A 14,377-nucleotide genomic window follows, 5' to 3' on the forward strand; every position below is an offset into this window, starting at 1 on the left:
GCATCTTAAGAATGGTTTGGACTCGGTTTACCTCATTGCGTTGCAAAGAAAGAGCATCTTCAACAGCGCGATCATAAGACCACATAAACTTAAATAGTAGATAACACAAAATAAACAGCACAACGAAGGCTATTGAAACTAATGCTGTTAACCATCTCAAACTAAAATTATTAAACGACATCCATACCAGCAAATTGAGATAACATCATAGACAAATAAAGAGCACCGAATGTGCTCTTTCAGTTTAGATGGTAAATACTTGATAATCTTTTAATAGAGGTATTTTTTGGTGCAGTTGCTGCTCTTGCTCAACCATATCATCGAGCGACTCACAAAAATCACGGCTCTCTTTTTGAATTGTGGCGGCGTTTTCTTGAATCCGCTCAGCTAACTTAACTTTTAAGTCCGCCATGGTATCGGTCAATTTTGTGATGTTTAATCCCCCCTCTTCTTTCATTTTCAGTGAAAGAGCATCAAAGGCACCGGATATAAACTCTTTGTTAAATAAAGCTTTCGCTTTTTCAAAATCATCGGCCCAAGTTTGCGTCATTGATTCAAAAGTCTGCGCAGGGAGAACCAGCTCACCATCTTTGTAATAACGAGATTCAATATTGGCAAAAAAAGCAGCCATGGATTGCTTGGCGCTATCGAAAGCGTTGGGAGATTCAATACTTTTCGCGACATCATCCAAAATATTATTCGCCATAACCAAGCCATCACTCGCCATCTGTTTCAGTTTAGGCAATGAAGCATTCATTCTTTCTCGATACTGCTCAAGGGCCGTTCTCTGATCACTGTCGAGCTCCATTTTTTCACCACGGATATAGAGATTGTTCTGTTTATCCATCAAAACGGTGTCGGTGCTCGTTTTGAGAATTTCAACCTTATCACCATCAAGGTGAACTTCATGGTTAACATCAACTCGGCACTGTGCGGCCCACAAAGGGAAACTCAACAGCATTGAAGTGACTAGCACTACTTTTTTCATTGTTTTCTCTCATCGATCGTTTTATGACTAACCATATCAGGTGTGGATATTTGATGAGTTAGTACTTCTCGTGATGAGTTAGTACTTCTCGTGATGAGTTAGTACTTCTCGCTAGCAATATAAATGATTTCAACCTAAAAACCGTCAATTTAATGACATAAATGTTAGTTTGTTTCACTAATTTAAAAAAAAACTGAGCTGCTTATTAAGCATTTCTGGCTTTAACATCACTTGCAAACCGAGTAAGCGAATTTCTCGCCCATTTTGCCGCAACAAAATATTTTCCAAAAGAGTTCTAAAATCATTGAGATCTAACTGTGGATGAAGATGCTCAATCGTCGTGAGTTGAAAATCGGCAAACTTAATTTTGATCCCTTGCTTAATAATCGAACCATCAACACTCACTCTGCCTAACCTCGCTTTTATCTCTGGATAAAGATGATGCTCAATCACCTGCCAGCACTCTTCATAGCTTGAGATATTTTGGCTAAACGTTCTTTCGACACCTAATGATTTTCGCTCCCTTTCGGTCACCACTTCGCGATTATCAATGCCATGACTTTTCTTCCATAATGAAGCTCCTAACCTGCCGAAGTTACTCAGTAGTTCTCGATAATCGGTCAGCTTGATATCTTCACATTTATAAAAACCTGCTTGGTGCAGTTTTTCCAGACTCACCTTACCGACACCGGGTATTTTCTCTAGTGGCAATAAATCGACCACTTGCTGTACTTTATCGGGCGGTATTACAAATTGGCCGTTAGGCTTATTCATATCAGAAGCCACTTTGGCCAAAAACTTTACAGGTGCTACGCCCGCAGAGGCGGTCAGTTGAAGTTCGTTGTAGATATCATGGCGAATGGCTTGAGCTATCAATGTTGCGCTTCCTTGACATAGCGGTGAATCACTCACATCAAGAAATGCTTCATCTAATGATAACGGCTCAATAATGGAAGTATAACGTTCAAATATTTGTCTGATTTGAATAGAAATAGCTTTGTATACCGACATACGGCCCGGAACGACCAGTAGATTAGGGCATAGTTTTAATGCTTGAGCGGTTGGCATGGCAGATCGAACGCCAAATTTCCTCGCTTCATAATTGCAAGTACTTAACACACCACGCTGCTTTTCATGACCACCCACAGCTAGAGGGCGATGCCTATATTCAGGGTTATCACGCATTTCTACCGCAGCGTAGAAACAATCCATATCAATATGAATGATTTTTTTGATTTTATTTTCCAATTCAAAACCATTTAAAAACCTGTATACATAAACAGTATATTCTTGATTTCTATGGATTGAAATGAATTGCTTTTAAAAATTAAAGAGCCTACACAAAACAGGCTCTTTAATCGTAGTTCAGGCGATGCGATCTTTTTCCCAATGCGCTAACTTTTCAGCTCTTGCTGCGGCCTTAGCTTCGCGTTTTTTACGTGCATCACAAGGCTCTGGGCAATTGCACACTTTTTCAATGCCGACAGCACCTAATCCACCACAACTACCTTTGACTACTTTCTTTTGAAAGATATAGCCAACCGCCATCGCGGCAATGACACACAGAAATACACTGAATGTAATGAAAAAAGTATTCATAACTTAACTCACTTTTTATTTAGAAATGGCTTAAATGCACTGGAGGCAATCTCTTCAAAACCTTGTTCTGTTTTCACAATCATGAACACAGGAATATTATATTGCTCTGCAACCTCAATGCCTTTCGTCTCTCCTAGTACCATTAATCCAGTCGCTAGGCCATCTGCCGTCATTGAAGAAGCATCCAACACAGTGACTGACACCACTTTATTATGGATGGGTTTTCCAGTGATAGGATTGATAATGTGAGAATAACGCACACCATCTTGCTCGAAATAGTTGCGATAATCACCCGAAGTGGCAATCGCCATATCACCAGGTTCAATGAGCTCTTGAACGGTACGCTCATCAACCGTCGGTTTCTCTATCGCTATTCGCCAAGGTACACCTTCTAGGTTTACGCCTTTTAAGCGCATCTCGCCACCGACTTCAACCATGTAATTGGTAATGCCTTGTGCTTGAATGTAGTCAGCGACTACGTCTACTCCCCATCCTTTCGCAATGGTTGAGAGATCAACATAAAGGTGTGGAAGATCTTTACTCAACGTAGTGTCTGTTGCGCTAAGGTGCTCAATGCCTATGTTAGTTTTACGCTCAGCCAATTCTGCATCGCTTGGCACCACATCAAGACGAGCTTCTGGGCCAAAACCCCATAGATTAACCAAAGGACCGACAGTCACGTCCAATGCACCTAAAGTAAGGCCGTTAAGACGCAGCGCTTCTTTCACCACGGTTGCGGTTTGAGAAGAAACCGCAAAAGGCTCCGTTCCTTGATATTGATTAAAACGGCTGAGTTCGGAATCTTTACGATAAGTCGACATTTGATCGTTCACTTCTTCCAGCAAACGATCAACTTCCTTTTGGAGAGTCTCCGGGCTAGGGATCCCTTCGGCTTTCAGGTATTTGATATTGTAAGTAGTGCCCATGGTAGGGCCACTCAGATGAACTTGCTCAACCGATTTTTCACAACCCGCCAAGATGAATAGAGAAGCTAACGCAACAAGCCATTTTTTCACTTGTTTACTCCTAAAAATGAAAGTGAATATAGAAAAGAAGTGGTTATGGAAAAGAAATTCCTACACCTATTTTCTATGTTAACTGAGTTGGAATTCAAAGCCACACGGCAAAACTAAAACTAAAACTAAAACTAAAACTAAAAAAACAATGGCTGACTCATCAGAGCCAGCCATAGGTTTTACTTACTTCAGTGAATTAACCACCGAAGTCATCAAGAAGGATGTTCTCATCTTCTACACCAAGGTTCTTCAGCATGCCAATCACAGCCGCATTCATCATCGGTGGACCACACATGTAGTATTCACAATCTTCAGGCGCTTCATGATCTTTCAGATAGTTTTCATACAATACATTGTGGATGAAGCCTGTGTATCCATCCCAGTTATCTTCAGGCATTGGATCAGAAAGCGCACAGTGCCATACAAAATTCGAGTTTTCAGCTGCAAGGCCGTCAAAATCTTCAACGTAGAACATCTCACGCTTAGAGCGCGCACCATACCAGTAAGACATCTTACGGGTAGATTTTAAACGCTTAAGCTGATCGAAGATGTGTGAACGCATTGGAGCCATACCCGCGCCACCACCGACAAAGACCATTTCTGCGTCCGTATTTTTGGCAAAGAACTCACCAAATGGACCAGAAATAGTACATTTATCACCTTCTTTCAGTGACCAAATGTAAGAAGACATCTGACCCGCAGGCACATTGGGATTATTAGGCGGCGGCGTAGCAATACGCACGTTTAGCATAATAATACCGAACTCTTCTGGGTAGTTCGCCATTGAGTAAGCACGAATAATATCTTCATCAACTTTTGACTCGTAGCGGAACAGGTTAAATTTGTCCCAATCGCCACGATACTCTTCTGGCACGTCAAAATCTGAATATTTGATATGGTGTGCTGGCGCTTCGATCTGAATGTAACCACCAGCACGGAAAGGTACTGATTCGCCATCAGGGATCTGAAGTTTAAGCTCTTTAATGAAGGTGGCTTTGTTGTCGTTAGAGATAACGCTACATTCCCACTTTTTAACACCAAAGATTTCTTCTGGAAGTTCAATGTCCATGTCTGTTTTCACAGCCACTTGACACGCTAAACGTTCACCCTCACGAGCTTCACCTTTAGTTATGTGATCAAGTTCAGTAGGAAGAATATCACCACCACCAGATTTCACTTTTACACGGCATTGACCACAAGAGCCACCACCACCACAAGCCGATGATACAAAGACACCAGAACCTGCAAGTACGCTCAGTAGCTTGCCGCCTGGGTTAGTCACGATAGACTTTTCTGCATCACCGTTAATTGAAATTGTAATGTCGCCTGTTGGAACTAGCTTAGATTTGGCAAATAGAATGACCAAAACGAGTGCTAGAACAATCAGGGTAAACATCACTACACCAAGAATAATGTCCATTGACTATTTCCTTAATTGTTACGGTTTACCCGACTTACAGTTGAACACCAGAGAAAGACATAAAGCCTAACGCCATTAAACCTACCGAGATAAAAGTGATACCTAAACCACGAAGACCCGGAGGTACGTCTGAATATTTCATTTTTTCACGAATACCAGCAAGAGCGACGATCGCTAGCATCCAACCCACACCCGAACCAAAACCATAAACCACAGATTCAGCAAAGTTGTAATCACGCTGAACCATGAAAGACACGCCGCCAAAAATGGCGCAGTTCACTGTGATTAAAGGTAAGAAAATGCCCAGCGCGTTATACAAAGGCGGAAAGAAACGATCCAATATCATCTCTAAGATCTGAACCAATGCAGCAATAACACCGATAAAGGTAATGAAGTTAAGAAATGTTAAATCAACGCCATCAACCAGAGCATTTTCTTTCAGTACTAGGTTATACACTAGATTGTTAACAGGCACTGAGATTGTCAAAACCACAACAACAGCAATCCCCAAACCAAAAGAAGTCTTAACTTTCTTCGATACAGCAAGGAAAGTACACATGCCGAGGAAGAAAGATAACGCCATGTTCTCAATGAAGATCGACTTAACAAGTAGACTAATATAATGTTCCATGATCTTTACTCCTTCGCTTCCAGTTGTTCAGGTTTGAACGTACGAATCGCCCAAGTCATGAAACCAATCAGGAAGAATGCAGAAGGTGCCAATAGCATTAAACCATTGGGTTGATACCAACCACCATTGCTAACCAATGGCAGCACTTCCATACCAAATAGCTTGCCTGAACCAAGAAGTTCACGGAAGAAACCAACAGTGATCAAGACAAAACCATAACCCAGACCATTACCGATACCATCGATAAAGGAAGGAATCGGTGCCGACTTCATTGCAAATGCTTCAGCACGGCCCATTACGATACAGTTAGTAATGATCAACCCTACGAACACCGATAGCTGTTTCGAGATATCGTATAAGTAAGCGCGTAGGATCTGGTCGACCACAATAACCAATGAAGCAATGATCGCCATCTGAACGATGATACGCACACTGTTGGGAATGTGGTGACGAATTAACGAAACGAATAAGTTAGAGAAAGCTGTTACAAACATAACGGCTAGCGTCATAACAAACGCCGTTTCCAGTTTTGTGGTTACCGCAAGGGCAGAACAGACACCAAGCACTTGAAGTGCGATTGGGTTGTTATCCAACACTGGCGCTAGAATGCTCTTTTTAATCTCTTTTGCGCTAGACATTAGTTCAAACCTCCGTCACGAACTTTTGCTAGGAATGGACCAAAGCCCATATCACCTAACCAGAAGTCGAAAGTGTGTTGAACACCGTTACTGGTCAGTGTGGCGCCAGAAAGCCCATCAACACCATGCTCAGATCCGGCAGGAGCGCCACCTTTCACAATTTTAATTGCAGGTTGGTGGTTGTCATCAAACAATTTCTTACCAACAAATTGAGCACGCCATGATGGGTTTTCAACTTCACCACCAAGCCCTGGGGTTTCACCCTGCTCGTAGTAAGTCAAACCAGTCACAGTGTTGCCGTCTGTCGCTACCGCAACAAAGGCGTACATCATTGACCAAAGTCCTTTACCGTGTACAGGTAAGATAACTTTCTGAACTTCATCTTGATCTTTAACTAGGTACACAACGGCAGTGTTAGCGCGGCGACGAATGTCAGCCTTGTCTTCATCTGCAGGCAGTGCAACCGAAAGGTCTGCTTTTTTAGCTGCATCGCGCTGATCAAAGTCAACGGCAGTCGAGCCATTGGCAGCTGTTTCTACAAAGTTACCCGTTTCTAGATCAACTAATCGAGGTTCGATGTATTGTGCAAATAGCTCAGATACTTTCTTACCTTGCGCATCAATACCCGCTACTTCCACGATCTTTGATTGCTTATCTAGTACCGCGTTCGCTTTTTGCTTGTCATGCAGGCCAACCGCTGCTGTCGATACGATGATTGAACAAACTAGGCTCAATCCGATAACAACACCCAGCGTCTTTTTAATGCTGTCGTTATTACTTGCCATAGCGTGCTAGTCTCCGCTTGATGTTCTTCTCAATCACAATATGGTCAAACAAAGGTGCAAATAGGTTCGCAAATAAGATCGCCAGCATCATACCTTCTGGGTAGGCTGGGTTAACCACACGAATCATCACACACATTGCGCCAATCAAAATACCGTATGCCCATTTACCTTTGTTAGTAAATGAAGCCGATACTGGATCGGTTGCCATGAAGAACATACCAAACGCAAAGCCACCAAGAACGAGGTGCCAATGCCAAGGCATATTAAACATTGCATTTGTGTCTGAACCAATGACATTGAACAGCGTTGAAATGGCAATCATACCCACCATAACACCAGCAATAATGCGCCATGAAGCGATGCCCATGTAGACAATAAATGCCGCACCAATCGCCAGTGCCAACGTCGATACTTCACCGATAGAACCAGGAATGTTACCAACGAACGCGTCCATCCAAGTAATGGCTTCGCCAGTGACCTTATTGAGCAGAGCACCGTTACCACCTTGAGCCCATTGGCTTAAGGCCGTTGCGCCAGAAAAACCATCTGCAGCTGTCCAAACAACGTCACCAGAGATCTGTGCTGGATAGGCGAAGAATAGAAAGGCACGACCAGCTAATGCTGGGTTTAGGAAATTACGCCCGGTACCACCAAAGATTTCTTTGGCAACAACCACACCAAAGGTAATCCCTAAAGCGGCTTGCCATAACGGCAGTGTGGGTGGAACAATCAGAGCAAACAAAATTGAAGTAACAAAGAAACCTTCGTTAACTTCATGCTTACGCACCATACAAAACAGCACTTCCCAGAAACCACCGACCAAGAAAACCGTGGCGTAGATAGGTAGGAAGTAAGTCGCACCGAGCAGCATCATACTTGCCCAACCGGCTTGCGTACTTAATGTACCGCCAAGCATTTCAGTTAGCCAATAGTGCCAGTTACCACTGATGACTGTCGCCAATTCAGCGCCAGAATACAGATGGTTAAGTGCAGTAATCGATTGATGACCAACGTTATACATACCCCAGAACATCGCTGGGAATACCGCTAGCCAAACCATGATCATGATGCGTTTGAGATCAACGCTATCACGAACGTGTGAGCTTCGTTTTGTAACTAAACCAGGCGTATAAAAAAGCGTTGCGGCTGCTTCATACAAGGCAAACCATTTTTCGTGTTTACCGCCAGGTTCAAAATGATGCTCGATGTCTTCAAGAAACTTTTTAAGGCCCATGAAAATTACCCTTCCTTCTCAATCTTATCTAGGCACTCACGAAGTAGCTGACCATATTCGTATTTACCAGGACATACAAAGGTACACAATGCGAGATCTTCTTCGTCCAGCTCAAGGGCACCGAGACGTTGAGCGCTATCGATGTCACCTGCACATAGGTCACGAAGTAGGAGCGTTGGTTCCATATCTAGTGGCAACACTTTTTCATAGTTACCAATAGGTACCATCGCACGATCACTACCATTGGTTGTGGTTGTCATGTTGAACAACTGACCTTTGAATAGATGACCAAGGAAAGAGCGAGTGACTGAAAACTTGTTCTTGCCAGGCATTGCCCAACCAAGAAAATCTTTGTCACGACCTTCACGCAGAACCGATACTTGGAGGTGGTAACGACCAAGATAAGCTACAGGCCCCGTCGCTTTCACACCAGAAAGCACAGAACCAGAGATGACACGAACTTCGCCCGGCATCAATTCGTTATCCGTTAACTCTTCGAGGCTAGCACCAATCTGAGTACGGACAAGACGAGGTTTGTTGACCACGGGTCCTGCAAGCGACACCACTCGTTGTGTGTATAGCTCACCGGTTAAGAACAATTGACCAAACGCAATCACGTCTTGGTAATTGATGCTCCACGCCACATTGACTGCATTTACTGGATAGAGGAAATGCATGTGAGTCCCTACAAGACCAGCAGGGTGTGGGCCATCAAACACATGTTCTTCAACGTTTGGCTGTGAAGAGCGTGGTAAGCTAGTACCAGATTTACAGACGTAAACCTTGCCCTCAGTCAGAGTTGACAGGATATCGAGACCAGCGACGAATGCTTCAGATTGCTCATTAATGATCGTCTCAGGTTTTGCCGCTAATGGATTGGTATCCATTGCTGTCACAAAAATAGCCTGAGTTGAAGATTCAATTGCTGGAACCTTGCTAAACGGACGAGTACGCAACGCAGTCCAAAGACCAGACTCAACTAACTGAGTTTTAACCGTTTGACGGTCAATACTTGCTAGTTGGCTAGCTTCAAAGCTATCGAACGTGATTTGCTCATCACCTGCCACTTCAATCACAACCGATTGTAGGACACGTTTGGCGCCACGATTGACTTCGATAACCTTACCGCTTGCTGGTGAAGTAAATTTAACACCCGGATTCTTTTTATCTTCAAAAAGAATTTGAGCTTTCTTTACTTCATCGCCTACGCGAACATGCATGGTAGGACGCATGCCAACGTACTCTTCGCCAAGCAAGGCGACTTTAGTGATGGTTTTACCATCATTAATCACCTGGGAAGGAGTTCCTGCAATAGGAAGGTCCAAACCCCTTTTTATTGTAATCATACGCACTTGCACTATTTTATCGGGAAAAAGATTCTTTTAATTGCGTAAGTTCAAGACTTGTTTATCTTTCATGGTCGTTCTTGATAAGAGGCCAAATGAAAGTTAAACCAGCCTTAGACACGACATTTCTGTGTCCGATTTTGGCTTGTTTTAAACGCCAGAACCGCAACATCCTTTTAATAACCTCATCACAAGTATGGTATGAGATCCATTAGGTGCAATAGTTTAGCATTTTTTCGGAACCTGATGCCATGACCAATCCTCTGATAAGTCGTTTTATTTGGAAGGATTTGAATCATAAAGGCTAGCGAATAGTCATAACTTTGAAGCATCGCACAAATAGCCTATTCCTTACCCCTTACGAGTATTTATTTTTATTCACTACCTAAAACAATGTCTCTCAACTTGTTCATCTCGTCAATTTGTTGATCTACTGTTAACATGCGGCTCAAAAACAGAACAAAAAAGAACAGAATAAGAGAACGGCATATTCAGACGATTCTGAACGAGTTATTTTCCACCGCCCATACACATAGGACTATCAGGTGCGCCACTAATTTGCGCCTGCCACTCTTGTGGTGTGTAGGTATGAATCGAAAGTGCATGAATGTGGTTCGCTAACTCTTCTGCCAACACTTGGTTAACCTGGCGGTGACGGCCAATCAAACGCATTCCTTCAAAACTGTCACTCACTACGATGACTTTAAAATGGCTTTCCGATCCTGAAGGCACATTGTGCATATAGCTTTCATTTTCAACTTTCAAATAATCAGGGTGAAATGCTTGATGCAATTTTTGTTCGATTATGGGTTGGATCATACCGTTGCCTTTCTTCCTCAAATAAGAGCATGAGAACATATACGAGTGTAAAGAGATTTAAGTTTAACTAGCCTTATAGAATAGCGAAAGGTTTTGGTTCCTTGTTTCTACGCCATTTGAGACAATGCATCCGTAATTCTCACTACGACCTATAAAAAATTATGAAAACAGAGTTGGCACTGCATGATCGAACGTTGAGTTTGCACCGTTTCCCACATCGTTCAAATGAAACATTACAAGCTTGGGATGCGGGCGATGAATATGTGATTAATCATATTGAAGCGTTGAATTTAGTAATAGGCAAACGCATCCTTATTTTAAACGATCACTTTGGCGCTCTATCGTGTTGGTTTGCAGATAAGCACCAGGTCACCATGATGAGCGACTCTTTTATTTCACAACAAGGTACGTTAAACAATCTTCAGCGCAATCAGTGCCGCAACGTGCAATTGCTCTCAACAATGGATGCCATCCCTGAATCGGTCGATCTGGTGCTTTTTCAATTGCCCAAGAGCAATCGCCACTTAGTTTGGCAATTAAGCCAACTCCATCAGTCCCTTGCCCAAGATTGCCCTGTGATAGCGGTCAACAAAGCGAAAGAGATCCACACATCAACCTTAAACTTATTTGAAAAGTATTTAGGTTCAACAAGCACTTCTCTTGCATGGAAAAAACACCGCCTCGTTTTTTCAGCACCGAACGTATCATCGATTGAAACGGTGGAACCCATCACTCAATGGGCCGTAGAAAGCGAATCCATCCATCTAAAAAACCTGCCGAATGTCTACTCAGGTGAAGGATTGGATCTCGGTGCACGCTTTTTTCTACAGCATCTTCCACAAGATCCTAAGTTACACCACATTATAGACCTTGGATGCGGCAACGGGGTGTTATCAATCAAGATGGGCCAACTCAATCCTCAAGTACGCATGACCTGCGTTGATGAAAGCTTGATGGCCGTCGAGTCTGCAAAGCTAAATTTGCTGGAGAATTTGGGAAAAGATCGCAATATTCAATGCATTGCCAATAACTGCTTAGATGGTTTTGAACAAGAGAGTACCTGTTTAATATTGTGTAACCCACCATTCCATCAACAACAAGCTATCACGGATCACATTGCTTGGCAGATGTTCTGTGATGCAAAGCATGTTCTTAAAAAAGGGGGACGATTATTAGTGATCGGTAATCGCCACCTCGGCTACGATGTAAAATTAGCAAGATTATTTGGCCAAGGGCAGGTAAAAACTGTCGCGACCGACCATAAATTTGTTATCTTACAAGCAACTAAATAGGCAAGGATAAGAAAGGAAATGACCATGAAAAAACTGGTTCTCGCAGCCTCAATCGCATTACTCACCGCTTGTGCCGCACCTCAGCAACAGCAAATCAACTTTATGCCCACGGCAACGACCAGCAAAAATACGGTCGTCAACGATAAAGCCTTTACTCTGGTCAGCAAAGATGTTCGATCGGCGCAATATGTGGCATTAGTGGACAGTGGTCGATCCAATATTGAACCCATTCATGCCAAGAAAAACGTTCGTATTGCGGTTGAGAACGCGTTGGCGGAGCAATTTGGGTCTCAAGGCTATCGCTTGACAGTGAACAGCGAAAACAATGTCACAGCTGAAATTTCAGAAGCACTAGTAACAGTAAAACACAGCGTTATGTCAAATGAAATGGATGGCAGTGTCACGCTTGAAATCACCGCTGAAACACCAAAAGGCAAATTAGTGAAAACGTTCAACGGGACGGCAAAACGCTCCGGTACACTCAGCGCTTCAAATGATGAGATTGAGATGGTACTCAACGATGTTATGAACTTGGTACTTAAAGAAATTGCCAATGACAGCGAACTGAATAGCTATTTGCAGGAGCGCTTTTAATGTTACGTTCTTTCGTTACGACACTGGCGCTCTTTAGTTGCACTGTGTTTGCGGCACCCAACGTCCTGATTGAAACTAACTTAGGGGCGTTCACTATTGAACTAAATACAGAGAAAGCGCCAACGACTGTCGCAAACTTCGTAAAATATGTTCAAGATGGCAGTTATATCGGCAGTCAATTTCACCGCGTCATTCCCGGATTTATGGCGCAAGGCGGCGGATTTGATGCAGATTTAAAACAACTCACCACTTACGCTCCCATCAAAAATGAAGCGAGCAATGGGTTGACCAATGACACTGCGACGATCGCAATGGCGCGTACCAATGATCCTAACTCGGCTACTCGCCAATTCTTTATTAACTTGGTCGATAATGATTTTCTCAACTACAACGCTCGCCCACCGGGTTATGCAGTCTTTGGTAAAGTCACGCAAGGGTTTGATGTTGTGCAAAAAATGGCTCAACAACCGACCAGCACCAAAGGACGAATGCAAGACGTCCCGATCGAACCAATCGTTATTACGAATGTCACACTAGAACAATAACCATACCAACGCCGATTTATCGGCGTTTGATTTTATTGGGTCGCCTTTCGACCTAAGCTGCTTTGTTAACAAGGATTAACTGTATGTCATCAGCGTCTCCCTCTCTTTCTTGGATGGAAACTATCCGTAGCTATCTTGATAAACGCCTATTGTGGGTATTTATGATGGGGTGTTCGAGCGGTTTTCCGTGGGTTTTGATTGGTTCGAATATGTCAGGATGGCTAAAAGATGCAGGCTTAACCACCGCTGCAATTGGTTATTTTGGCAGTGTCTTCGCGGTTTACGCGATTAATTTTCTATGGGCACCATTGGTGGATCGCGTCAAATTACCCATTCTGACGCCATTATTAGGTCAACGCCGCAGTTGGGTGTTTTTGTGCCAATCGATCATTTTGCTCTGTACGTTGCTGATTGCGGGTGTCAATCCAGCCCAAAATTTGATGTTTACCTCAATGCTTGCCTTGGGCATTGCGATCGCTTCTGCCACTCAAGATATCGCGATTGATGCTTTTCGTATCGATACTTTCCCCAAATCACAAGCCAATAAGCTGCCACAAGCCTCCGCCATGGCCATCATGGGGTGGTGGACTGGATACTCTCTGCCGGGCTATCTCGCTTTTGTAAACGCTGATAGTATCGGTTGGAATGCCGTTTATTATGGCATGGCACTCTGTGTCAGCCTGCTAATGCTTTTCACGCTCTTGGTGGGCGAACCAAAAACACATCGCGAAGCGCTACAGCATCAAGCGGAGCTGCGACACAATCAGGTAGTTGGTTCGAAAGTCGTCGCGTGGTTCACCGTTACCGTAATCGAACCATTTCTCGATTTCTTCAAACGCAATGGCGCGCAAGTAGCAATAACCCTGCTGTTGTTTGTCTTTTTATTCAAGATTGGCGAAGCTTTTCTTGGCCGAATGTCGATTCCATTTTACAAAGAAATTGGCTTTAGCAACGAACAAATTGGTCACTACTCGAAGCTAATTGGTTGGGGAGCAACCCTGTTCTTCACTTTGATTGGTAGTATGTTTAACGTGAGGTTTGGTATTGTTCGCGGCTTGATGATTGGTGGCATCGCGATGTCTGCCAGTAATTTGATGTTTTCGTGGATCGCTCAAGTTGGCCCTAATGAGCACCTGTTCTTAGCGACCATTATTGTTGATAACTTTACCACTGCGTTTTCCACCGTGGCCTTTGTTTCGTTTCTTACTGTGTTAACGGGGCAGGCATTTTCAGCAACGCAATATGCGCTATTGGCCTCTCTAGGAAACTTTGGCCGCACCACGCTGGCTTCCTTTAGCGGGGAGCTGGTCGATTATCTCAATAATTGGTCACTGTTCTTTATTATCACCGCACTGATGGTAGTACCAAGCCTTATCATGCTCTACTCACTGCGCCATTATTTTGCTGATTTGCTGCAAAAAGCTCACCAGAGAGACATCGATGATATTGCTAAGCAAGGCATTGATAAGC

15 protein-coding genes and 1 pseudogene are annotated in these 14,377 nt (G+C 43.4%); 4 read left to right on the plus strand and 12 right to left on the minus strand.

The window, feature by feature from the left end; translation table 11 throughout:
• From VOR_RS19150 to VOR_RS0112505, 12 genes and pseudogenes are all read right to left on the minus strand, one after another.
• Positions 1-181, minus strand: a pseudogene (locus tag VOR_RS19150) (diguanylate cyclase); the annotation flags it as partial.
• 63 nt (positions 182-244) lie between these two features.
• Entirely contained in the window at positions 245-988 is a 744-nt protein-coding gene (locus VOR_RS0112450; protein ID WP_010320027.1) for a YggN family protein, read from the minus strand.
• 177 nt (positions 989-1,165) lie between these two features.
• Entirely contained in the window at positions 1,166-2,236 is a 1,071-nt protein-coding gene (dinB, locus tag VOR_RS0112455; RefSeq protein WP_010320028.1) for a DNA polymerase IV, read from the minus strand.
• A 117-nt stretch (positions 2,237-2,353) separates the two neighbouring features.
• Positions 2,354-2,587: a (Na+)-NQR maturation NqrM gene (gene nqrM, locus VOR_RS0112460; RefSeq protein ID WP_010320029.1), complete on the minus strand. Its 234-nt coding sequence runs from the start codon at positions 2,585-2,587 to the stop codon at positions 2,354-2,356.
• A gap of 8 nt (positions 2,588-2,595) precedes the next feature.
• Positions 2,596-3,603 (minus strand): FAD:protein FMN transferase, encoded by a 1,008-nt coding sequence (locus tag VOR_RS0112465; protein WP_010320030.1) that lies wholly within the window; start codon positions 3,601-3,603, stop codon positions 2,596-2,598.
• A gap of 196 nt (positions 3,604-3,799) precedes the next feature.
• Positions 3,800-5,023: an NADH:ubiquinone reductase (Na(+)-transporting) subunit F gene (nqrF, locus tag VOR_RS0112475; RefSeq protein WP_010320031.1), complete on the minus strand. Its 1,224-nt coding sequence runs from the start codon at positions 5,021-5,023 to the stop codon at positions 3,800-3,802.
• A 34-nt stretch (positions 5,024-5,057) separates the two neighbouring features.
• The gene (nqrE, locus tag VOR_RS0112480) at positions 5,058-5,654 is read right to left on the minus strand and encodes an NADH:ubiquinone reductase (Na(+)-transporting) subunit E (RefSeq protein ID WP_010320032.1); all 597 of its coding nucleotides are present in this window, start codon (positions 5,652-5,654) and stop codon (positions 5,058-5,060) included.
• 5 nt (positions 5,655-5,659) lie between these two features.
• The gene (locus VOR_RS0112485; protein WP_010320033.1) at positions 5,660-6,292 is read right to left on the minus strand and encodes an NADH:ubiquinone reductase (Na(+)-transporting) subunit D; all 633 of its coding nucleotides are present in this window, start codon (positions 6,290-6,292) and stop codon (positions 5,660-5,662) included.
• Positions 6,292-7,077: a Na(+)-translocating NADH-quinone reductase subunit C gene (locus tag VOR_RS0112490; protein ID WP_010320034.1), complete on the minus strand. Its 786-nt coding sequence runs from the start codon at positions 7,075-7,077 to the stop codon at positions 6,292-6,294. The genes VOR_RS0112485 and VOR_RS0112490 overlap by 1 nt, the downstream gene beginning before the upstream one ends.
• On the minus strand, positions 7,067-8,311 hold the full coding sequence (locus VOR_RS0112495; protein ID WP_010320035.1) for an NADH:ubiquinone reductase (Na(+)-transporting) subunit B: 1,245 nt from the start codon (positions 8,309-8,311) through the stop codon (positions 7,067-7,069). Before VOR_RS0112495 ends, VOR_RS0112490 begins: the two co-directional genes overlap by 11 nt.
• A 5-nt stretch (positions 8,312-8,316) precedes the next feature.
• Positions 8,317-9,657: a Na(+)-translocating NADH-quinone reductase subunit A gene (locus VOR_RS0112500; RefSeq protein WP_010320036.1), complete on the minus strand. Its 1,341-nt coding sequence runs from the start codon at positions 9,655-9,657 to the stop codon at positions 8,317-8,319.
• A 510-nt stretch (positions 9,658-10,167) separates the two neighbouring features.
• Entirely contained in the window at positions 10,168-10,476 is a 309-nt protein-coding gene (locus VOR_RS0112505) for a BolA family protein (protein ID WP_010320037.1), read from the minus strand.
• A 161-nt stretch (positions 10,477-10,637) separates the two neighbouring features.
• Between VOR_RS0112505 and VOR_RS0112510 the strand changes: the two genes are divergently transcribed.
• The 4 genes from VOR_RS0112510 to VOR_RS17220 all read left to right on the plus strand — a co-directional run.
• Positions 10,638-11,768 (plus strand): methyltransferase, encoded by a 1,131-nt coding sequence (locus VOR_RS0112510; protein WP_010320038.1) that lies wholly within the window; start codon positions 10,638-10,640, stop codon positions 11,766-11,768.
• Between the two features lie 24 nt (positions 11,769-11,792).
• A complete protein-coding gene (locus VOR_RS0112515; protein WP_010320039.1) occupies positions 11,793-12,362 on the plus strand; it encodes a YajG family lipoprotein in 570 nt (189 codons plus the stop codon).
• On the plus strand, positions 12,362-12,907 hold the full coding sequence (locus VOR_RS0112520) for a peptidylprolyl isomerase (RefSeq protein ID WP_010320040.1): 546 nt from the start codon (positions 12,362-12,364) through the stop codon (positions 12,905-12,907). Before VOR_RS0112515 ends, VOR_RS0112520 begins: the two co-directional genes overlap by 1 nt.
• Before the next feature lie 83 nt (positions 12,908-12,990).
• Positions 12,991-14,377: AmpG family muropeptide MFS transporter (locus VOR_RS17220; RefSeq protein ID WP_010320041.1), on the plus strand; the 1,387-nt coding region annotated here is incomplete at its 3' end.

The organism is Vibrio ordalii ATCC 33509, from assembly GCA_000257205.1.
Classification (GTDB): domain Bacteria; phylum Pseudomonadota; class Gammaproteobacteria; order Enterobacterales; family Vibrionaceae; genus Vibrio; species Vibrio ordalii.

Bases quoted from the DNA above. Each gene is read 5' to 3' on its own strand.
- VOR_RS0112450 (WP_010320027.1), bottom strand. From the start codon at position 988: ATGAAAAAAGTAGTGCTAGTCACTTCAATGCTGTTGAGTTTCCCTTTG.
- nqrM (WP_010320029.1), bottom strand. From the start codon at position 2,587: ATGAATACTTTTTTCATTACATTCAGTGTATTTCTGTGTGTCATTGCC.
- nqrF (WP_010320031.1), bottom strand. From the start codon at position 5,023: ATGGACATTATTCTTGGTGTAGTGATGTTTACCCTGATTGTTCTAGCA.
- nqrE (WP_010320032.1), bottom strand. From the start codon at position 5,654: ATGGAACATTATATTAGTCTACTTGTTAAGTCGATCTTCATTGAGAAC.
- VOR_RS0112485 (WP_010320033.1), bottom strand. From the start codon at position 6,292: ATGTCTAGCGCAAAAGAGATTAAAAAGAGCATTCTAGCGCCAGTGTTG.
- VOR_RS0112490 (WP_010320034.1), bottom strand. From the start codon at position 7,077: ATGGCAAGTAATAACGACAGCATTAAAAAGACGCTGGGTGTTGTTATC.
- VOR_RS0112495 (WP_010320035.1), bottom strand. From the start codon at position 8,311: ATGGGCCTTAAAAAGTTTCTTGAAGACATCGAGCATCATTTTGAACCT.
- VOR_RS0112500 (WP_010320036.1), bottom strand. From the start codon at position 9,657: ATGATTACAATAAAAAGGGGTTTGGACCTTCCTATTGCAGGAACTCCT.
- VOR_RS0112505 (WP_010320037.1), bottom strand. From the start codon at position 10,476: ATGATCCAACCCATAATCGAACAAAAATTGCATCAAGCATTTCACCCT.
- VOR_RS0112510 (WP_010320038.1), top strand. From the start codon at position 10,638: ATGAAAACAGAGTTGGCACTGCATGATCGAACGTTGAGTTTGCACCGT.
- VOR_RS0112515 (WP_010320039.1), top strand. From the start codon at position 11,793: ATGAAAAAACTGGTTCTCGCAGCCTCAATCGCATTACTCACCGCTTGT.
- VOR_RS0112520 (WP_010320040.1), top strand. From the start codon at position 12,362: ATGTTACGTTCTTTCGTTACGACACTGGCGCTCTTTAGTTGCACTGTG.